The organism is Haloferax prahovense DSM 18310 (assembly GCF_000336815.1).
Classification (GTDB): Archaea; Halobacteriota; Halobacteria; order Halobacteriales; family Haloferacaceae; genus Haloferax; species Haloferax prahovense.
This window is the reverse complement of the sequence record NZ_AOLG01000014.1, coordinates 36,357-55,816: the sequence shown is the minus strand read 5'-3', so window position 1 is coordinate 55,816 and position 19,460 is coordinate 36,357. Positions and strand designations below refer to the sequence as shown.

The window sequence follows — 19,460 nt, the reverse complement described above, 5'->3', positions numbered from 1 at the left end:
CGAGGCGGCTCTCGCGGCGCGCCGAACGCGAGAGAGCGCAACGCTTAGTCCCCCCGCGCGAGGACACGTGTCTATGACAGTCAGCGACTGGAGCGACTGGCTCCCACGCGCGGTCGAGTCGGCCGACCCCGAGACGGTGGCCATCTGGTATCTGGGATGCAACGGGTTCGTCATCAAGGGCAGCGAGGGCACGACGCTGTTCGTCGACCCGTACGTCGGCATCGGCGACCCGCCGCGAACGGTCCGCATGATTCCCGTCCCGTTCGACCCCGAGGACGTGGCCGAGGCCGACGCGGTCCTCGCAACGCACGAGCACACGGACCACGTCCACGGCCCGAGTCAGGCCCCCATCCTCGAGAACACGGGCGCGACGTTCGTCGCCCCCGACGACTCGCTCGCCGTCGCCTACGACGACGAGGCGTGGTTCGACGACTACGACCTCTCCGACGACCAATTCGAGGAGGTCACCGAGGGCGACAGCGTCGAAATCGGCGAGTTCACGGTCCACGTCGAGCCCGCCTACGACCCCGACGCGAGCCACCCGGTCGCCTACGTCTTCGAACACGAGTCCGGCACGTTCATCCACGGGGGCGACACCAAGCCCGCCGAGGAGTTCGCCGACATCGGCGAGCGCTACGACCTCGACCTCGGCATCCTCGCGTTCGGGACCATCGGCAACATCCCCGACAAGGAGACGGGCGAGCCGATTCGAACGAAGTGGTACAACGACGAGAACCAGATTATCGAGGCCGCCAGCGACCTCGACCTCGACCGCCTCGTGCCGACCCACTGGGACATGTGGAAGGGCATGACCGCCGACCCGAAGGTGCTGCACCACCACGCAAAGAGCTTCGAGGCCCCGCGCTCGCTCGACCTCGTCGAAATCGGCGACCGCGTCGACCTCTGAGGCCGCGTCCAGAACCGCGTTTCCCGCGACGGCCCTTTTAGCGACGGTCGACACAGACGGACAGTCACCGCGTCGAAACGGTCGAATCGAGAGACTGCGGCGGGGCAGCTCCACGGCCCCCGGTTGTTTTATAATGGATGTCGGGAAAGTGGCGGCCATGAGCCGCGAGTCCGAAGGGGTTACATCGGTTTCCGACGGCGAGGTTACGGTCGAAAAGACCTTCGCCGCCGACGAGTTTCCCGTTCCTGCCATCAAGTTCGTCATCAGTTCGACGCGAGACGAGGCGACCCGAATCCGGGTCATCGACCGCATTCCGGAGTCGTTTCCGATGGAGAGCGTCGGGTTCCACCCCGAGTTCGAGAGCGACAACTGGACGGCCTACAAGGACCACCGCGTCGAGTACGAGCGGACGCTCGAGCCCGGCGAGGAACTCGTGACGGTCTACGGTATCCGCATCACCGACGGCCACGACCAGACGGATTTCCTCGAAGAGCCGACGCTCGAACGCATCCCCGTCGACGGCGGTATCGACCCCGACGACATCGACGACATCCTCGGCGAGGACCGCAGTCAGCTCGTTCGAGACGTGCTCGCGGGGAACCGCGAACCGCTCCACGACGACGAGGTGGCCGACGCGGACGGTGAGGACGAAAGGGAAGTCGTCCTCGAAGAACCCGCCGCCGACGCCGCCGACGCCGTAGAGGCCGAAGCCGCCGTCGAAGCCGAGGCGGCCCCTGAGGCGTCCGACGGCGCGGAAGTCTTCGACGACGAGCCGACCGACGACGACCTCGCGGCCGCCTTCGAGGGCGGAGACGGCGAGGGAGACGTGGCCGACGAGACCGACGTGGCCGACGAGGTCAGCCAAGCCGACGCCGACGTTCTCGACGCCGACGCGGAAGCCGACGACCCCGCCGAGCCGACCGGCCCGCGCGCGGTCGCCACCGATACCGCGCCGGCCGTGACCGCGCACCTCGAACAGCCCGATGTCGATACCGAGGTCGAGGTTGAGGCCGCCGAAGACGTCGATACCGACGCCGAACCGCCGGTCGGCGAGCCGGGTGAGGTCGACGACGTGGACGCGGCCGGAAGCGCGCCAGCGACCGACGCGGACACCCTCGTCGGCGCGCTCGCCGCCGAGATTCGGTCGGGGTCGGCCGACGAGGAGGACATCGAAGTCCTGCGCGAGGCGGTCGACGCCGAGACGCGCCGGAGCACCGACGTTCGCATCCGCCGCCTCCAGTCGCAGATGGAGGACCTCGCGGCGTACTCCGACGCGCTCGCGGAGTTCATCGACGAGGAGGGAACCGGAAGCGAACTCGTCTCCGAGTTCCGCACCGAGATGACCGCGTTCCGCGAGGACCTCGACGCCCTCGACTCGATGGTCGACGGCGCGGTCGAGTCGGTCGACGACGCGACCTCTCGGCTCGACGCGGCCGAGGAGACCATCGCCGCGGTCGACGACCGCTCCGACCGCGTCGCCACGCGAGTCGCGGACGCCGAAGGTCGCCTCGACGACCACGACGGCCGGCTCGAAGGCCTCGCGTCCGACCTCGAAACCGCGGACGACACGCTCGACGACCACCACGGCTGGCTCGAATCCCACAACGAGCAGTTCGAGGCCGTCGAGGGTCGACTGGACGACCACGACGGTCGGTTCGAGGACCACGACGAGCGGCTCGAAACCGCCTCGCGGAACATCGACGCCGGCTCCGCACGCCTCGACAGCGTCGAGGAGACGCTCGCCAAGCGCGAGGAGGAACTCGTGACGGTCCGCGAGCGCCTCGACGACATCGCCGGTCGGTTAGACGAGACCGTCGAGCGGCTCGAAGGGGCCGAAAACAGCGCCGCGGAAGCGACCGAACAGGCCTCGACGCTCCACGCCGAGGTCGGCGACATCCGCGAGGACATCGCCGAACTCGACGGGGACATCGTGGAGACGCGCGGGGCCCTCGACGACCGCCTCGCGGACGTTCAATCGCGGGTCGAAGACGCCGCGGCCGACGAGGAAATCGAGGCCCTGCGCGACGACATCCAAGAGTTGAACGACACCGTCGCCGAACTCGAAACCTTCCGCGAGCGCCTCGCGGGAGCCTTCGGGACCGGCATGGGCGGCGGTCCGGCCGCCGGCGACGACGACGCCGGCGACGAATCGGAGTAGCCCCGCCGAGCTCTCTCCCGAGAGACGTTTTCCCGAAGCGCAACCTGTTTAGCGGGCCGTCCCGACGTTCCGATGATGACAGAGACGGTGCGCGTCGCTGTTCCGCGAAAGGGTCGCCCCCTCGAAGCGGTGCTCGAGCGGTTCGCCACGACCGAGAGCATCGCCGAGGTGGCGGACGAAATCACCTCGACGCTCCGATACGAGAAGTCGGTCACGAAGGGCCATACCCAGCCGGAACACGACGTGTACGAGCGACTCGCGGACTACAGCGACCTCTCGGACCCGGCCGCGCCGGAGTACACGCTCCTGCGCGACGACCGAGACGGGATGCCGCGGCGCATCGTCTTCGACAGCGTCGTCCTCGAAATCGACGGAGTCGACATTCACCTCGTCGGGCGCGAGGAGCCGTTCCGCGCCCTGCGGACCCACGAGTTCGGCCTCGGCTTCGACAGCGCCGACCTCGTCCTCGAAGAGGTCGTCAAACTCCGCCCCGACGGTCTCGGGAGCATCGAGGACGTGAACGCCCGCATCGACCCGATGGACACCGACGTTCGGGTCGTCTCCGGCCTCGGCGACACGGTTTACCACACGCTCATGGCCGACCCCGAACTCCTCCCGCCGGGCTCCGAACTCGACCGCGACTTCGTCGCGGATTACGCGGGCGACCTGTGTATCTCGCCGCGCTACGAGCGCCTCGTGGAGGCGGTCCTCGGCACGCGGTGTCTCGACGACGTGACGTTCGCGTATCCGAACGGCGCGCCCGAAGAAGAGGCCGCCATCGCGGAGACCGGTATCGGCGTCTACCTCACGATGACCGGGTCGACCGCGCGCGAACACGGTCTCGTCCTCGGCGAACACCTGTTCCCGAGCGAGACGGTCCTGATGGAGAACGTCGCGGAGGCGACGCCGGCCGCCGAAACCGTCAAGCGGGCCATCGCGTCGCCCGGGTTAGAGACCGAACTGAAGGTCTAACTGCCGAGTGACGCCGACGACTCGTTTTTCGCGTCCGCGTCGCCGCAGAACATCAGCGTCGAGAGCGTCCGCACCTCGAAGCCGCCGTCGTCGGTAAGCGAGACGGTCGTGTTCGACGCGTTGCAGTCGAACTGCGATTCTTCGATGGTGACCGTCTCGGTCGTCTCTTCGCCCGACTCGTTCCGCCGAGCGACGCGGAGCGTGACCTCGCGGGCTTCGGTCAGCGACGCGCCGACCCGCGCGCCGGGTTCGAGGCGGTACGCGCCGCCGAAGGCCACCGCGCCCGCGGGCGTCTCGTAGGCGAACTCGACGACTTCGGCCGAGTCGGTCGGGTTCGTGACGGCGAGGCCGTGGGGTTTGGTCGCGTCGGTGGGAAGCGACCCGTCACCGAGCGCGACTGTGACCGCGTCGTCGGCCGCGAGCACGTGGGGTCCGCAGGCCATCCGGGTGGACGCCCCGGAGACCGAGACACCGCCGTCGCCGGGCGAAAACGCCGTCCACGAGCGGTTACAGTCGAAGTCCTCGGGACCGACCGACTCGGCCGACACGGCGTCCGAGGTGATGTCGGTGACCGTCAGTTCGTAGTCGGCAGGGATGCGAAGCGCGACGTTCACCGTCGCGTCGGTGTCGAGTTCGTAGGTCTCTCTGTGGCCTGCGCCGAGCGGGCGCGACACGTCGATACGGGCGGTCCACGGCTCGTCGGTCGGGTTTTCGAGGCGGACGTGGTGGGGTTTCAGCGCCCCGTCGTCGCTGGCGGGACCGTCGCCGACGACCGTCGTGAGGCGCTCGCCGGTCGCGACCGAGACGGCGTCCACCGGTTCGGGCGTCGGCGTCGGGTCGGGGGTCGATTCGGTCGTCGAGTTCCCGTCGTCCGAGTCGTCTGCACCGTCGCCGGCACTTGCGATACAGCCTGTCAGCGCCGCCGCGAGGCCGGTTCCGGCCGCGGCGAGGAGGGTTCGTCGTTGCACACCTCTCCCAACGCGTCGGGGTCACTTCCCCCTGTGTGTGGCTCAAACGCGCCTTTGAGTCCAGACCGCGCCGAGGCTCACGAGGACGGCGAGGACGACGCCGACGAGGAGAACGAGCGCGCCGGGTCCGGCGAGGTAGGAGGCGACGAACTCCGCGACGCTCGGTTCGGGGGCGGTCGGAGCCGGCGCGGCGTACCGGACCTGCGGTCGCCGCGCGGTCCACAGCGCCTGCACGGCGACGCTTCCGACCAGCGTGACGCCCACGCCGGCGACTAGCGTCCGGAGGCCAGAGGAGAGCTTCGATTCGGTCCGTTCCGCGCCCGCGAAGAGGACGACGGCCGAGCGGGTCGGGCCGTAGACGGCCATCTCGCGGCCCTGCGCGGAGACCCACGTCGTCACGGGTTCTATCAACTCGGCGTCGACCAGTCGCTCGATGTGGTAGCCGACGGTCTGGAGCGTCGTGTCGAGTTCGTCGGCCAGTTCCGAGGCGGGGCGCGGGTCGTCGTAGACGGCGGCCAGGAGTCGCCTCGCGGTGGTCGACGAGAGCGCCGACAGAACCTCGTCCGCGTCGTCGTCGTCGAGCTCGACGAGAAGCGGCGTCAGGGCTCGGTCTCGAATCGATGCGGCGGCGGGTTTCAACGGGAGCAACGAACTCACGGTCTCGGCCGTCGTTCTCGCTCCGCGGATAAAGAGACCGGCATGAGTCAAGCATCCGTTTGACCCTCTGATTCACCGCGTGAGAATCTCTCTCCCGAAGTTAGTACATGCTAGCGATACGTCGATGGCCGCTCGCGGGGTAGTACGACCGTGAACCAGATTCGAACGAATCCCGCGGAGGTGCGGATATGAACGGCGATGCGGCCCGATACGAGGGCGACCACTTCAAGGCGACTGCCGGCTACGGCGCTCGAAAGCGGAACCTGCAACTCGTCTTCTTCGACGCGCAGTACCCCGACCCGGAGCAGACGGCGGACGGTCACCAGTCGGTCGAGAGTCAGACGGTAAACGCGCTCGAACGCGTAGAAGCGGCCGTCGGACGCTCTGATCTCGACTTAGACGACGTGCTCCGGACCACGGTCTACACGACCGACCTCGACCGAATCGACGCCATCGAGTCGGCCTACGACGCCTACTTCGACGACCGGAGACCGGCGATGACCGTCGTCGGCGTCTCCGAACTCCCGAACGACGTCGCCGTCCAAATCGAGGCGACGGGCGTCAAACGATAAACTTCGACCACCGGATTCAGTATAGCGATATACAGTTTACAAGTAGCGCTTCGAACAGCTCGCAAGCCGCTCAGCAAAGCGAGTAGATCTTCGATTCGTACGTCTCACGCACTCTATCGCCCCAGTTGTGGGTGTACGTGTCGATGATGTCGCCGGCAACGTCGCCGCGGAGGTACTTGACGATGCCGCGGTCGCCGGTCCGGTCCCGGAGGTGGGTGGTGAAGAAGTGCCTGAAGTAGTGCGGCGTGACGTTCTCCTCGCGGTCGCCGCCCGCCCGGTACCACCCGGCGTCGGCGGCGTGAGCGGTGACGACGTGGTGGACGGCGTCGGGTTCCAGTCGTTGGCCCCAGCCCGATGCAGTGCCGACGAAAAGCGGCTCCGCCGGCGACGGCGAATCTGGTCGAATCGCCAGCCAGCGCAGGAGGACGCCTTCCAACTCCTCGTCGACCGGGACCACCGTCGACCGCTTTCGCTTGTTCGAGGCGGTCCGCGATTCGCCGTTGGTGACGCTTCCGACGCTCGGGTCGGCGGCGACGTATATCGACGGCCCGCGTCCGTCGAGGGCGGCGCGGGTCGATACACCGGAAAGCGGTGTATCCGCCGCCAGCGACACGTCTCGAAGGTCGAGATTGCACAGTTCGCCGACGCGCATCCCGGTCTTGAGGAGGGTGACCACCAGCGCGTGGTCCAGCGGATGGGCGATTTCGCGGACGAACCCCCGCATCTGCGGGACCGAAAGCTCCCGGCGAGCGGGGTTGGTGTCGATGCGCTCGTCCATCTCCTCCATCACGAGACTCATCGGATTGGAGTCGAACGCGCCGACCTGCGCCATGTAGGCGTAAAATCGGTGGAGGTAGGAGGCGTACGTCGCCACCGTGCTCGGTGCGACGTCGCGGTTTCGCAGGGTGTGTATCCACGCCATGCAGTCGCGGTGGGTCGCGTCGTCGACCGACCGAGCGGTCCCGGAGGGGTTCCGCGAGGGGTCACCGAGGAACGATTCGAACGCTCGGAGGACCCGTTCGTAGGCGTCGCGGGTCCGGTCGGTCTTCCCGTGGTAAGTCATATCCTGCAGGAAGTACCCGACCGGGTCCTCCGCGTCGGCGGGGCGCTCAGCGGCCATCGCGCTCCGCCAGCGTGTAGCCGCCGTGTCGCCCGCTGTACACGACTCGGCCGCTCGATTGCAGTTCCTGCAGCGTCGATTCGAGGCGGTCTTCGATGTCGTCGGTCAGCGCCGAAACGAGGTCGTCCCACGACCGGTGAGAATCGACCGCGAGCGCCTCGACGATTCGGGCCTCGAACTGGTCGTTATTTTCGTCCTCCTCGTCTTGATTTGAACCGCCGTTCTGGAGCCCCGTTTCTCCCCCGTCAACCCCGGGGGTTGTGGCCGTCTCATCGCCTCTCGTCGGAACGTCGAAATCGCGCCGACCGGCCTGTACCATCGTTCTGACAAATTCGCTCTGGCTCATCCCGAGTCGGTCCGCGTGGTCCTTCCAGATGGCCTTCTGGTGGGCCGGGAGGTAGGTTTGCACCGTCGCGCGGTCGGCCTCGTCGCTCATGGACGGATCGACACGGGGGTCGATATTCAATCTACCGGCACAGTCCAGAATAAGAGATGTTATCCTGAGATGCACATGTGGATTTCCCGCGGTGGAGTTGAATTATCCTGAATTATGCAACCGTATTTTCGGCGGTTTGCATGTAGTATTCAGGATATTTAGTTACTCTGGAGAGTCCCGATTTCAGGCGTTTCGAGCGGATCTGAGACTCGGCCAAAATTTGTTGCTTCTGAGAGGTCATAGAACTGCCGATAATATCTCATTTATGCTAAGGCACCCAAATATTAGATGGCATTTCTCGGATTGTTTACCCCCGGAGTGACGTTTCGAGGATGCGGTTCCACGCCGTTCGTTATTTCAATCCAAAACTAACTGAATTATTATAAATCTCCCGAATGACGATGATTCGTCTCCGTTTTATTCTTCAAATTTAGGGACGAATTATTCAAAGAATTTTTCTTTATATTATAGTGTGGAATTTACTCGCTCACCGACGCGTCAGACTCGTTCTCTCGAACAAATATATTGCAACATAGATTCATTTGATATTTTCATAGATTATCTCATCTTTCTTCTCCCGAATATATGTCGTCTGTCGCCGATTAATTTCAGAATGGATATTTTGTTATTATACTGGGGTCGCCACGCAGAGCCTCTTCGAATGTTGTTCGATTTGGACACGCAACCCACCGTCGACGATGATTGTTGAACCATCCGAGAGCGACCCGGACCGATGTCTCCGACGGCCCGATTCGTTCGCGTTTGACGCCGCTACAGCCCTCCATCTTCGAGGCGAGAACGGGAACCCTACTTTCCTTCCACCTCACGCCGAAGCGGCTCTCAAGCGCGCTGTGCCGTTCTCCGGGATCGCTCGAATCGCAGTCTCGGTGACTCGTCAATACGCTCGAATTCGACGGGGGCTGCTCTCTCGACGGCGACGACCCGGTCGAGTGAGCTGTCTCGGATTTCGACTGTGACTCATCGGTTCGTCCGCACGACCCATGCGACCGGCGCAAACCGAACCCCTGGCTGCGATACGAACGCTCGAGCCGCGGGCACGACTTGCCTCTCGCTCTGCGTCGCTGACGGTCAGTACTGTCGACCGTCGGTCTTCCCGATTCTCTCCGTCAGCGTGGCTCGTTCGTTAGCTCGTAGGTTACGGTCTCTCTACGGGTTGCCGATTGTCCGATTCGAGACCTGTATATCTCATATCGCTATATGCAATCCAGATTCTCGGGTTCGACCGATTCCGGAACATTCGGGATTCCATCGAACCCAGCCGATTCGCGTCGGAGGTGTCGGGACAGCCGTACGCTGGCGGCTTTCCCCCAGCGTGCTACGCCTCGACTCGCTCTATCAGTTCGGGGCCGTCGTTAGCGGGGCTGTTCACCCGCGTCGAGACGGGGTACGCCCCGAGTTCGTCGTCGGGGTAGGTGTCGAGGAGCGCCGCCGCCTCGCCGGGGTCGCCGTGGAGCCACGTCTCTTCTTCCTCGGGGTCGAGGACGACGGCCATCCGGTGATGGAGCTCGGAGATGAGGTCGTTCGGCTCGGTCGTGACGACGGTGAACGTCTCAAGCGGCCCCTGCTCGCGCGAGGGGCCGCCGCTTCCGAAGTCGCCGAGGCCGGTCTGTTTCGTCGGCGGCGTCCACCGCTCCCAGAGGCCGGCCATGGCGAACGGGCGGTCGTCCTCGAAGGCGACGCGGTAGGGCTGTTTTCGCCCGCCGCGGTCGACCCACTCGTAGAAGCCGTCGGACGGGACGAGACACCGGCGGGCCTCGTAGGCGTCGGCGAAGCTCCGCTTCTCGCGGACGGTCTCCGCGCGGGCGTTGATTCGGTCGTTGCCGACGCTGGCGCTGTCGGCCCACGAGGGGACGAGTCCCCACTTGAGAAAGCGGAACTCGTCGTCCGCTTCGTTGGTCACGACCGGGAGTTCCTGGCCGGGCGCGCAGTTGTACCGCGCCGAAAGCGGGCGCGTCGGCGTCGCGTCGAACCGCACTTCGAGTTCCTCGGGCGGGGTGAACAGCGTGTAGCGGCCGCACATACCCTCGGCTTCGCGCCCTGCGGGTAAAACGCCCGCGGCGGGGACGTCCCGGGAGCGCGGCCGCCGACCCACGACGACGCATTTAGGGTCGCCGACGCCCCCCTGTCGGACATGCGAATCGAGAACAGCTTCATCCCCGTCCGCGGCGTGGGCGAGCGGACGGAGCGAAACCTCTGGCGGGCCGGGTCGACCCACTGGGACGAGTTCGACGCCTCGCTCGTCGGCGCGAAGACGGGCGACCGAATCGAGACGTTCATCGCGGACGCGTACGCCCACCTCGACGACGGCAACTCGTGGTTCTTCGACGACTGCTTCCCCTCGGGCGAGCGCTGGCGACTGTACGAGAACTTCCGCGACGAGACGTGCTTTTTCGACATCGAGACGACCGGCCTCTCGCCCGAGCGCGACTCGGTGACGACCGTCTCGTTCTATCAGGACGGCGAGACGACGACGCTCGTCAGCGGGGAGGACCTGACCGCCGACGCCCTCCGCGAGCAGTTCGCCGACGCGAAACTCATCGCGACGTTCAACGGCGCGCGTTTCGACGTGCCGTTCCTCGAGACCTCGTTCGACGTCTCCATCGACGTGCCGCACGTCGACTTGATGTATCCGTGCCGGACGCTCGACCTCACCGGCGGGCTGAAACAAATCGAGAAAGACGTCGGCATCGATCGCGACCGCCCGGACATCTCCGGCCGCGACGCCGTCCGCCTCTGGCGCGAGTACGAGCGCGGCGACCAGTCGTCGCTCGATACGCTCGTGTCGTACAACCGCGAGGACGCGGTCAACCTCGAACGCCTCATGGAGACGGTCACCGGTCGCCTCCACGACCGCGCCTGCGAGGGACTCGACGCGGACCTCGCCTGAATCGGTCGCAGAGGCGTGTTTGCGACCGTATTCGGTGAGGGTCGGCGACCCGCGAGCGCGTGCCGGAACCCCGCGCTTTTTTCATCCCCCGAAGCGACGCGCCGCACATGACCGACGACCCCGACGCCGACCCCGAGGCGGACGACCCCGCCGATTCGACCCCGCCGTCCGACGATGCGACCGAATCGACAGACGGCGACGAGCCGGTCGACGCCGACGCGACCGTCGAAGCGGCGGACGGCGGCACAGACGAGCGCGACAACGGCAACGGCGACGAGACCGTCCCCCACGTCGAACTCGACCTCTACGAACTCTCCGTCCGCGTCAGCGGGCAGTCGAACGACGAACTCGACGACGTGGAAGCGTCGGCGACCCGCCTCATGGACTACCTCGTCGACCACGCGAAAGAACTGGAAGACCAGCCCGATAGCCGCGGACTGAGCTAACACCGGCCCTCGCACGCCACGGTTTTGGCAAACCTAAAAGTTCAAGAGCGACCGTCAATAACCCCGTCCAATGACCGAGTACACCTTCGACGACCTCGCGGTCGTGATGGGGACGTACAACGAAGAACAGGCCATCGGGTCGGTTCTGGCGGACATCGACCGAATCACCGACGGGCGCGCCGAAGTCGTCTGCGTGGATGGTTCCGACGACCGAACGCCCGAAATCGCCCGCAAGATGGGCGCGCGCGTCATCGAACAGGAACCGCAGGGGTACGGCGTCGCGGTCGAGGCCGCGGTGCTCGCGCCCGACCGGCCGGTCGTCGTCACCACCGACTGCGACGACACCTATCCGATGGAGTATCTCCCGAAGTTCCTCGACCTCATCAACGACGGCTACGACGTGGTCTCCGGGGACCGAATCACGAAGGGCGCGGAGACGATGCCCCGACTCAACCGCGCGGGGAACATCGCGTTCGCCCGCGTCGCTAGCTTCCTCATGGGCGCGACCGTCCACGACACGACCACCGGAATGCGTGCGTACCGCCGGGAACTCCTCCACGACATCGAGTGGACCGAGAACACGGGGCTGTCGGCCGAACTCCTCATCCGCCCCGCGATGCGCGGCTACAACATCGCCGAGGTGCCCATCCCCTACCGCGAGCGCGCAGGCGAGACGAAACTTGACCCCTTCGCCGGCGGCGCGGCCATCGGGAAGTCCATCGTCAAAGTCTGTCTGGAAGAGCGACTTCGGTTCTGAGCGGCCGCTTCGCTCGTTTTCTCCCTTCAGGCCCGACTCCGAACTGACGACCCCGCGACGGTCGTGCGCATCGATACCTAACCGCACATTTCTCATAGGCGACTCGGTCGAATATCGGGCATGGATTCGACAACGAACCGACGCCGGGTTCTCGCCGCACTCGGTGCCGGTGTCGCTCTGTCAGGCTGTCTCGGAAGTGACCCGCCGGTCGCGGGCGACGACGCGGGAGCCGATGACGCGTCCGAGCCCGCCGAAACAACCGATTCCACCGCGGGCGAGTACTCGGGCCCGTTCGAGCTTCCGGTCCCCGAGGACGAACTCCGCCGGGGCGCGTCGAAAGACGCCATCCCGGCCATCACCGCCCCCGTCTTCGCGGCCGACTGGAGCGGGTTCGGCGAGGTGGACGCGACGCTCGACGACGGCGACGAGGTGGTCGGCGTCGAACTCGACGGGATCGCCCGCGCTTACCCGCTCGCTGTCCTGAACTGGCACGAAATCGTCAACGACGACTTCGACGGCCGGCCCGTGGTCGTGACCTACTGTCCGCTGTGCGGGAGCGCCGTCGTCGCCGACAGACTCGCCGGCGGCGAGCCGACGTACTTCGGCGTCTCGGGCCTGCTCTGGATGTCCGACCTCGTGATGTACGACGACCGGACGAACTCGCTGTGGAGCCAGGTGCTCGCGACCGCGATTCGCGGGGAACTGACCGGCGAGACGCTGTCGCTCCTCCCCTCGACCAGCTCCACGTGGGGCGAGTGGCGGGCGGCCCACCCCGAGACCGAGGTGTTGGTTCCGCCGCCCGTCTCGGGGACGATTCGCGGGCGGCAGACCCGCCAGTACGACGTGAACCCCTACGCGAGCTATCAGCAGTCGAGCGCCATCGGCATCGGCTTCAACGACGCGGCGGACGACCGATTGCACCCGAAAACGTCGGTCGTCGGCGTCGCCGCCGATGGTGTCGCCCGCGCTTACCCGCTCGACGCGGTGGAGCGCGCGGGCGTCGTCAACGACACCGTCGGCGACCTCCCGGTCGTCGTGGCGGCCTCCGCCGAGGGGAGTCTCGTCGCCTACGTCCGCCGGGTCGACGGCGAGGCCGTCGCGTTCGAACGCGACGGGTCGGTTCTCGTCGCCGCCGGGTCGCGGTGGAACCTCCTCACCGGCCGGGCGCTCGACGGTCCCCACGAGGGGTCGGTCCTGACGCGGGCCAACGACCGCTCGCCGATGTTCTGGTTCGCGTGGGCAGACTTCAACCCGGAGACGGAGATTTACGGGGTGAAGAACGCGACCGGCGAGGAGGAGTAGTCGTTCGCGCGGCGAGCGCGCGTGATTCGAGGGCGATACGCGGAGAATCGGAGTTTCGGCCGTTCGGGCGGCGGCTACGACGAGTTCAGGATGTCGCGGACGCGCCGGGGCTCGCCGGAGAGGGAGGGCTCCTTCTCGACGATTTTCAGCACCTCGTGGTCGGTCACGTCGGGGTAGGACTTCCCGATGGCCTCCTCGATGAGGGCCTTTTCGAGGCGGAACTCCGTTCCCTCGTAGACCACGTCTACGCCGTCGTCGTCGAAAGAGAGAATCGTCATACCTGTCTTTGTTTTCCGCGAGTAGTTAAATACGCGTCGTCGTCGCGAAACCGGCGGCCCCCGTCGTGTCTGACGGTCGTCTTGCGGACGGTTTATTATGGCACGGGTGTTGGTTCGGAGCGTGTCACTGGGTACGGACCCGCTCGATGCGCTCGAAATTCCCGACGGGACGACGGTCGAGGAACACGACCTCGTCACCGACGGCGACGTGGTCGTCGGCGGGCAGAGCACCGTCGAGTTCGGCGTCCGCGGACAGAACGTCCTCGCGGGCGAGCGCGTCACCTTCGGCGGCGACATCGAGGCCGAGGCCGACTGCCGACTCGACATGCTCGACGACGTGGCCGGAAACGTCCTCGTCGGCAACGACGCCTACCTCGGCGAGCGCGTCCACATCGCCGGCCGCCTGATGGTCTCGGGCGACCTCGACATCGGCGACGACGTCGACATCGAAGAGGGGTTCGAGGCCAACGGCTGGATCGTCATCCGCAACCCAATCCCGACGCTCGTATTCTACTTCATCGTCCTCTCGCAACTTCTCCGACTCGGCGAGGACGAGGCGGCCGACGAACTCGCCGAAACCCTCTCGGGCGAGTCGCCGCACGACCCGCTCGTGATTCCCCGGAACGCCACCGTCTCAGACGACGCGTGGCGCGTCTCGACGCCCGCACACGTCGGGTCAGACTGCCGAATCCACGGCAACATCCGCGCGAAGTCCATCGACCTCGCCGAGGACAACAACGTCTTCGGGAGCCTCCGCGCCCGCGACGACATCGTCGTCGGGAGCGGAACGCGCATCCACGGCGACGTGACCACCCGAAACGGCGAGGTCCGCATCCACGAGGACGCGCGCGTCCTCGGCGACGTGTCCTGTAACGACCTCGTGCTCGAAGCCGGCGCGCACGTCGACGGCACGATGCGCGCCCGCGGCGAGATGCGCATTCACCGCGATAACCTCCCCCGCGAGGCCGAGTAACCGAATTCGAGACCGACCGAGCGACCGCGGCTCCCCGTGCGCCGCGATAGCAACAGTCGTCGTTTGTGCTTACCCAACGATTAATCCCTCAGGTGGAGAGTGTCGTCTATGGACAATCGACTGAAACTTCTCTCGGTCGCCCTCCTCGTCCTCCTCGCCGGGTGTACCGGCGGCGCGGCGGACGGTGGCGCTGGCGGCGCGGAGAGCGTCTCGCTCGCCGCCGACACGGCCGCCTCCACCGACGCCGAACAGACGGGCGGCGACGACCTCCCGCAGGCCCAGCGGCGGGCGGTCATCAAGAACGGCCGGATAGAACTAACCGTCGACGAGTTCAACGAGTCGCGCGACGCGGTCGAAGCGACCGCCGAGTCCTACGGCGGTTACATCAGCGACTCCAACGAGTACGTCAACCGCCGGAGCGGCGGCACCTACCGCTCGGGTCAACTCGTCGTGCGCGTCCCCTCCGAGGACTTCTCGGCGTTCATGGCCGACATGAAGGACCTCGGCGAAGTCGAGCGCGTCGAGACGAACTCGCAGGACGTGACCGACCAACTGGTCGATATCGAAGCGCGGTTGAGCAACCTCCGCGCGCAGCGTGACCGCCTCCGCGAACTCTACGAGTCGGCTAACACGACCGAAGACGTGCTCGCGGTCGAAGAGCGCCTGACCGAGGTCCAGACCGAAATCGAGCGGCTCGAAGCCCAGAAGCAGTCGCTCGAAGACCGGGTCGCCCTCTCGACCGTCCGCGTCTCGCTGTCCGAGCGGCCGCCCGGCCCGGCGCAGTGGTACGACACGCCGGTCTTACAGGCGTTCTCCGAGTCGGTCAACGGCGCGTTCGTCGCCCTTCGGGCGCTCGTCGTCGCCGTCGCCTACGCGGTCCCGTACCTCGTCGTCTTCGGCGGCCTCCTCGCGATTCTCGGGAGCGGGGTGGTGCTCGCCGGCCGCGCCGCCTACAGGCGACTGACGGACTGACCGCTCGCCGGTCTCTGTTCGTCGCTCGCGCGTCCTCGCACGCGAGCGTTTTTCCGCGTCCGCGACCATCGTCGAGCCATGCTCTCTCTCGCGTTAGCCGGCAAGCCGAACGCCGGCAAATCGACGTTCTACACGGCCTCGACGCTCGCCGAGGTCGACGTGGCGAACTACCCCTTCACGACTATCGACGCGAACCGCGGCGTCACGCACGCTCGCACCCGCTGTCCTTGTCTCGACCGCGACGAGCGCTGTGGCAACTGCGAGGACGGTATCCGCTACGTCGCCGTCGAACTCGTCGACGTGGCCGGGCTCGTTCCCGGCGCGCACGAGGGCCGCGGCCTCGGTAACCAGTTCCTCGACGAGCTGACGAACGCGGACGCCATCGTCAACGTCGTCGACGCCTCCGGCGGGACGAACGCCGAGGGTGAACCCGTCGAGGTGGGGAGCTTCGACCCCGTCGAGGAGGTCGACTTCATCGAGGAGGAACTCGAACAGTGGCTCGCCGGCATCGTCCACAAGAACTGGGAGTCCGTGGTCCGCAAGTCGCGGTCGCCCGACTTCGACATGGACGACGCCCTCTCGGACCTCCTGACGGGCGTCGGCGCGAGCGAGTACGATATCGCCGCCGTCCTGCGCGACCTCGACTACTCGCCGAATCCCCAAGATTGGGACGACGAGGACCGCGTGGAACTCGCCCGCGCGATTCGCCGGCGGACCAAGCCCATCGTCCTCGTGGCCAACAAGGTCGACATCGCGCCCCCGGAGAACCTCGAACGACTCGCCGAGACCGGGAAGCCCGTCATCGCGGCCACCGCGGACGGCGAACTCGCGCTCCGGCGGGCCCGCGAGGCGGGCATCATCGACTACCACCCCGGCGACGACGACTTCGAACTCGTCGGCGACGTGAGCGGCGCACAGGAGAAGGGCCTCGAACGAATCCGCGACCTGATGGGCGAACACGGCGGCACCGGCACGCAGGAGGCCATCGACACCGCGGTCTACGACGTGCTCGACCGAATCACGGTCTACCCGGTCCAAAACGAGTCGAAGTGGACCGACGGCACGGGTAACGTCCTCCCCGACGCCTTCCTCCTTCCGCGGGGGTCGACGCCGCGGGACCTCGCGTACGCGGTCCACTCCGACATCGGCGACGGCTATCTCCACGCGGTCGACGCGCGAGCGAAACGCCGCATCGCCGAAGACCAAGAACTCGAAGAGGGTGACGTCATCAAAATCGTCTCGACGGCGAAGTAACTGTCGTCGATTCGTCTTTTCTGCGGATTTTGTCGCTCTTCTTGGGTCAGTACTCCGTCCGCCACGCCACAGATAAATCAAATGGCGCTATATGGAATTGGAGTTCAGCAGCTCACCGACGTACGACAGAGGAACGGGTCGAGAGTATCGTTCACCGGGGCGTGGCGGTCGCTCGTCCGGGTTTACGCGATAAAAATGGAATCATCGGTTCCTAACCGACTGCGGCTTAGAGGTCTTTGGCGACGCGAAGTTCCGTATCGGTGACCGTCTCCACCGACGCGGCGGGTACTTCGATGTCGTCGCCGTCGGCGTCGCCGAAGCCGAGGCCCTGTACGACTGCCTCGGCGATGTCTGGGTCGGGTTCGACGTACGCGATTTGGGCGTCCGTGTCGACTTCGGTCACGATTCCGATCTGTTCGGCTTCCTCGTCCATGAGGAACTTCCCTTCGTCGGCGGTCGAGAGAACTGACATCCGCCCAATCGTTACTTCTGAATGACATAATAACCTACGGCCCGTACGAACGCTGATACTTCTCGCCCGCGTACGGAACGCATGACAATCGGTTCACAGGTCTCCGAGGCCGACGCTCGTCGGCTCCCGCTGTCCGAGACGCGGGTGCTTCTCGGCGTCGGACTGGCGATTGCCCTCGTCGCCGGCCTCGTCTTCCGCGTCGTCGGCCAGCTCGTGTTAGTTCCCTCCCGTCCGTTGGTCACGGCTGCGGTGTTCGCGTTGACGGTGCCCGCGATGTGGGCGCTCGCGGTCGGGGTCTTCCGGTGGCGCGGGCTCTCCGGCGGCGCGAAACGGGAGGCCGCGGCGCTGCTCGTCGTCCCGGGCATGCTCGTCGACGCGGTCTCGACGGCGCTGTTCTCGCTCGTCTACCCGAACATGGGGCTCGAAGCTGCGGGGCTCTTCGGCGGGCTGTTGCTCCTGGCGTACGCGACGGTTTTGGTCTCGGGGTTCGTCGGTCGGTGACCCGATTCGGGCCGACGCTTCCATCGTCGAGCCGCCGCTCGGCGACAGTGCGACTCTCCTCTCTTCTGCTCAGTCACGCGCGACGACGCGAAAAATAGGGCGCGAAGCGGCGGTCCGAGTCGGACTCGTCAGTCCGACTCCGACGAGGAGCCGAAGGCGGTCGGGACGCTCACGTCGGCGTGTTGCGAGAGGTAGTACGCGAGCGCGAACAGCGCGACGACGCCGATGCCGAGGAGCGCCAGCGAGCCCACGCCGTAGCCGCTCGCGAGGAACAGCCCCGTCGCGACGGCTCCGCAGAGGACGGCGTACGGAATCTGCGTGTTCACGTGGTCGACGTGGTCCGCGCCGGCGAACATCGACGAGAGGACCGTCGTGTCGCTGATGGGCGAACAGTGGTCACCGAACAGCGAGCCGGTGAGGATAGCGCCGATTGCGCCCGGCAGCGGCGCGCCGAGCTGGTAGGCAAGCGGCACCGCGACGGGGAACATGATACTCATCGTTCCCCACGACGTACCTATCGAGAACGAAATGATGGCCGCGGCGAGGAAGACGACCGCGGGCAGGATTTCTGGCGTGATGACGCCCTCGGCGATGCTGACGACGAACGCACCGACGCCGAGCGCCTGGCTGACGCCGCCGATGGTCCACGCCAGCGAGAGGACGGCCACGGGGAACATGACCATCTTGAACCCCTCGAAGATGGCGTCGCTGACGGCTTCGAGTTCGACGCGGGCGTGGCCGACGAGGATAGCGAGCAGTAGCGCGCACGCCGAGAAGACGCCCCAGAGGATGGCGTCGGCGGTGGCCGCCTCCTTCAGCGCCTCGACGGGTGCAAGCCCGGGCCAGCCGCCGGAGTACAGCAGACCGAAGCCGGTGACGGCGACGAGCGTGACGATGGGCGCGGCGAAGTACCACCAGCGCGAATCGACGTGGTCGGGCGTGACGATGTCCTCCTCGCGCGTCTCGATGAGGGGGTCGGCGTCGTCGCCGAGGAGCTTCCCCTCTTCTTTCGCGCGGCGTTCGGCGCGCTTCATCGGCCCGAAGTCCCAGTCCATCACGACGAGGATGAACACGAGCGCGACCGCGAGCAGGCTGTAGAAGCGGAACGGAATGCTCTGGAGGAACACCACGAAGGCGCTCTGGTCGATGCCGAGCGAGGCGAACTGCTCGCGGATGAGTCCGACCTCGAAGCCGACCCACGTCGAGACGACGGCGACGCTCACCACGGGCGAGGTGGTCGAATCGAGCAGGTACGCCAGCTTCTCGCGGCTGATGTCGAACTTGTCGGTGATGGGCCGCATCACCGAGCCCGTGATCATCGTGCTCGCGTAGGAGTCGACGAAGATGAGCATCCCGAGGACGCTCGTCCCCAACGCGGCCTGTTTCCGGGTCTTGATGCGGGCGATGATGCGCTGTGCGAGCGCGTTCATCCCGCCCGAGAGGAATATCATCCCGAGCATCGCACCCGAGAGGAAGGTAAACAGGAGGAGTTTGCTGTTGAACGACTCGGTCACGTTGTTGATGACCAACTGGAGGGAGTACGCCGCCCCGCCGATTGGGTTCCATCCCACCAGGATGGTCGCACCGATCCAGATGCCGGTGAAAAGCGAGAGGAGCACCTGCCGACTGACCAGCGTCAGCACGATTGCGAAGAGCGCCGGTAGCAGGCTGATGACTCCGTGCGTCTCTGCGGGCATGACAAACGTTTCGTCACCAGCTCCCGAAGTTAAGGGTTTTCACTTCAAACGCCGAGAATAAGACGTATCGGATGCCGTCCGTTGCCGTGGTGCGGTCGACGAATCGGGCG

Annotated in this window: 20 protein-coding genes; 12 read left to right on the top strand and 8 right to left on the bottom strand. The window is 66.1% G+C overall.

Annotated features, from left to right (window positions below; translation table 11 throughout):
* The first annotated feature begins 73 nt into the window (after nt 1-73).
* From C457_RS08195 to C457_RS08185, 3 genes are all read left to right on the top strand, one after another.
* Nucleotides 74-907, top strand: a complete 834-nt coding sequence (locus C457_RS08195) for an MBL fold metallo-hydrolase (RefSeq protein ID WP_008093582.1) — start codon at nt 74-76, stop codon at nt 905-907.
* A gap of 157 nt (nt 908-1,064) precedes the next feature.
* A complete protein-coding gene (locus tag C457_RS08190) occupies nt 1,065-3,065 on the top strand; it encodes a hypothetical protein (RefSeq protein ID WP_049913449.1) in 2,001 nt (666 codons plus the stop codon).
* A 75-nt stretch (nt 3,066-3,140) separates the two neighbouring features.
* A complete protein-coding gene (locus C457_RS08185; RefSeq protein ID WP_008093580.1) occupies nt 3,141-4,037 on the top strand; it encodes a hypothetical protein in 897 nt (298 codons plus the stop codon).
* On the opposite strand, the gene C457_RS08180 is transcribed toward C457_RS08185, so the two are convergent.
* Complete coding sequence (locus C457_RS08180) at nt 4,034-5,005, bottom strand: hypothetical protein (protein WP_008093579.1); 972 nt, start codon at nt 5,003-5,005, stop codon at nt 4,034-4,036. The two genes, C457_RS08185 and C457_RS08180, sit on opposite strands and share 4 nt — an antisense overlap.
* A gap of 42 nt (nt 5,006-5,047) precedes the next feature.
* Nucleotides 5,048-5,662 (bottom strand): ArsR/SmtB family transcription factor, encoded by a 615-nt coding sequence (locus C457_RS08175; protein ID WP_008093578.1) that lies wholly within the window; start codon nt 5,660-5,662, stop codon nt 5,048-5,050.
* A 188-nt stretch (nt 5,663-5,850) separates the two neighbouring features.
* On the opposite strand from C457_RS08175, the gene C457_RS08170 reads away from it, so the two are divergent.
* A complete protein-coding gene (locus C457_RS08170) occupies nt 5,851-6,234 on the top strand; it encodes a RidA family protein (protein WP_008093576.1) in 384 nt (127 codons plus the stop codon).
* A 70-nt stretch (nt 6,235-6,304) separates the two neighbouring features.
* On the opposite strand, the gene C457_RS08165 is transcribed toward C457_RS08170, so the two are convergent.
* The 3 genes from C457_RS08165 to C457_RS08155 form a co-directional block, all read right to left on the bottom strand.
* Nucleotides 6,305-7,354 carry a tyrosine-type recombinase/integrase gene (locus C457_RS08165; protein ID WP_008093575.1) on the bottom strand — a complete coding sequence of 350 codons (1,050 nt, stop codon included), beginning with the start codon at nt 7,352-7,354 and terminating at the stop codon, nt 6,305-6,307.
* Nucleotides 7,344-7,790, bottom strand: coding sequence for a DUF5805 domain-containing protein (locus C457_RS08160; protein WP_008093573.1), 447 nt, complete (start codon nt 7,788-7,790; stop codon nt 7,344-7,346). Before C457_RS08160 ends, C457_RS08165 begins: the two co-directional genes overlap by 11 nt.
* A 1,336-nt stretch (nt 7,791-9,126) precedes the next feature.
* Nucleotides 9,127-9,831 (bottom strand): SOS response-associated peptidase, encoded by a 705-nt coding sequence (locus C457_RS08155; RefSeq protein ID WP_008093571.1) that lies wholly within the window; start codon nt 9,829-9,831, stop codon nt 9,127-9,129.
* A 111-nt stretch (nt 9,832-9,942) separates the two neighbouring features.
* Between C457_RS08155 and C457_RS08150 the strand changes: the two genes are divergently transcribed.
* From C457_RS08150 to C457_RS08135, 4 genes are all read left to right on the top strand, one after another.
* Nucleotides 9,943-10,698, top strand: a complete 756-nt coding sequence (locus C457_RS08150; RefSeq protein WP_008093569.1) for a ribonuclease H-like domain-containing protein — start codon at nt 9,943-9,945, stop codon at nt 10,696-10,698.
* Between the two features lie 107 nt (nt 10,699-10,805).
* Nucleotides 10,806-11,144 (top strand): hypothetical protein, encoded by a 339-nt coding sequence (locus tag C457_RS08145; protein ID WP_008093567.1) that lies wholly within the window; start codon nt 10,806-10,808, stop codon nt 11,142-11,144.
* A gap of 70 nt (nt 11,145-11,214) precedes the next feature.
* Nucleotides 11,215-11,901 (top strand): dolichyl-phosphate hexose transferase, encoded by a 687-nt coding sequence (locus C457_RS08140; protein WP_008093566.1) that lies wholly within the window; start codon nt 11,215-11,217, stop codon nt 11,899-11,901.
* 120 nt (nt 11,902-12,021) lie between these two features.
* Nucleotides 12,022-13,203, top strand: a complete 1,182-nt coding sequence (locus C457_RS08135; protein WP_008093564.1) for a DUF3179 domain-containing protein — start codon at nt 12,022-12,024, stop codon at nt 13,201-13,203.
* 74 nt (nt 13,204-13,277) lie between these two features.
* Here the strand turns inward: C457_RS08135 and C457_RS08130 are convergent, their stop codons facing one another.
* Nucleotides 13,278-13,481, bottom strand: coding sequence for a DUF5800 family protein (locus C457_RS08130; protein WP_004976775.1), 204 nt, complete (start codon nt 13,479-13,481; stop codon nt 13,278-13,280).
* A gap of 121 nt (nt 13,482-13,602) precedes the next feature.
* Here C457_RS08130 and C457_RS08125 point away from each other — a divergent pair, with 121 nt between their 5' ends.
* The 3 genes from C457_RS08125 (at nt 13,603) to C457_RS08115 (ending at nt 16,680) form a co-directional block, all read left to right on the top strand.
* Nucleotides 13,603-14,454 carry a polymer-forming cytoskeletal protein gene (locus tag C457_RS08125; RefSeq protein ID WP_049913448.1) on the top strand — a complete coding sequence of 284 codons (852 nt, stop codon included), beginning with the start codon at nt 13,603-13,605 and terminating at the stop codon, nt 14,452-14,454.
* Nucleotides 14,455-14,562: 108 nt separating this feature from the next.
* Entirely contained in the window at nt 14,563-15,426 is an 864-nt protein-coding gene (locus tag C457_RS08120; protein WP_008093560.1) for a DUF4349 domain-containing protein, read from the top strand.
* 78 nt (nt 15,427-15,504) lie between these two features.
* Nucleotides 15,505-16,680, top strand: coding sequence for a redox-regulated ATPase YchF (locus tag C457_RS08115; protein WP_008093559.1), 1,176 nt, complete (start codon nt 15,505-15,507; stop codon nt 16,678-16,680).
* Between the two features lie 226 nt (nt 16,681-16,906).
* On the opposite strand, the gene C457_RS08110 is transcribed toward C457_RS08115, so the two are convergent.
* Complete coding sequence (locus C457_RS08110) at nt 16,907-17,152, bottom strand: hypothetical protein (RefSeq protein WP_008093558.1); 246 nt, start codon at nt 17,150-17,152, stop codon at nt 16,907-16,909.
* Between the two features lie 81 nt (nt 17,153-17,233).
* Here C457_RS08110 and C457_RS08105 point away from each other — a divergent pair, with 81 nt between their 5' ends.
* Complete coding sequence (locus C457_RS08105) at nt 17,234-17,653, top strand: DUF5367 family protein (RefSeq protein ID WP_008093557.1); 420 nt, start codon at nt 17,234-17,236, stop codon at nt 17,651-17,653.
* 128 nt (nt 17,654-17,781) lie between these two features.
* Here C457_RS08105 and C457_RS08100 read toward each other — a convergent pair whose 3' ends face one another.
* Nucleotides 17,782-19,350 (bottom strand): Na+/H+ antiporter NhaC family protein, encoded by a 1,569-nt coding sequence (locus tag C457_RS08100; protein ID WP_008093556.1) that lies wholly within the window; start codon nt 19,348-19,350, stop codon nt 17,782-17,784.
* Nucleotides 19,351-19,460: the final 110 nt, after the last annotated feature.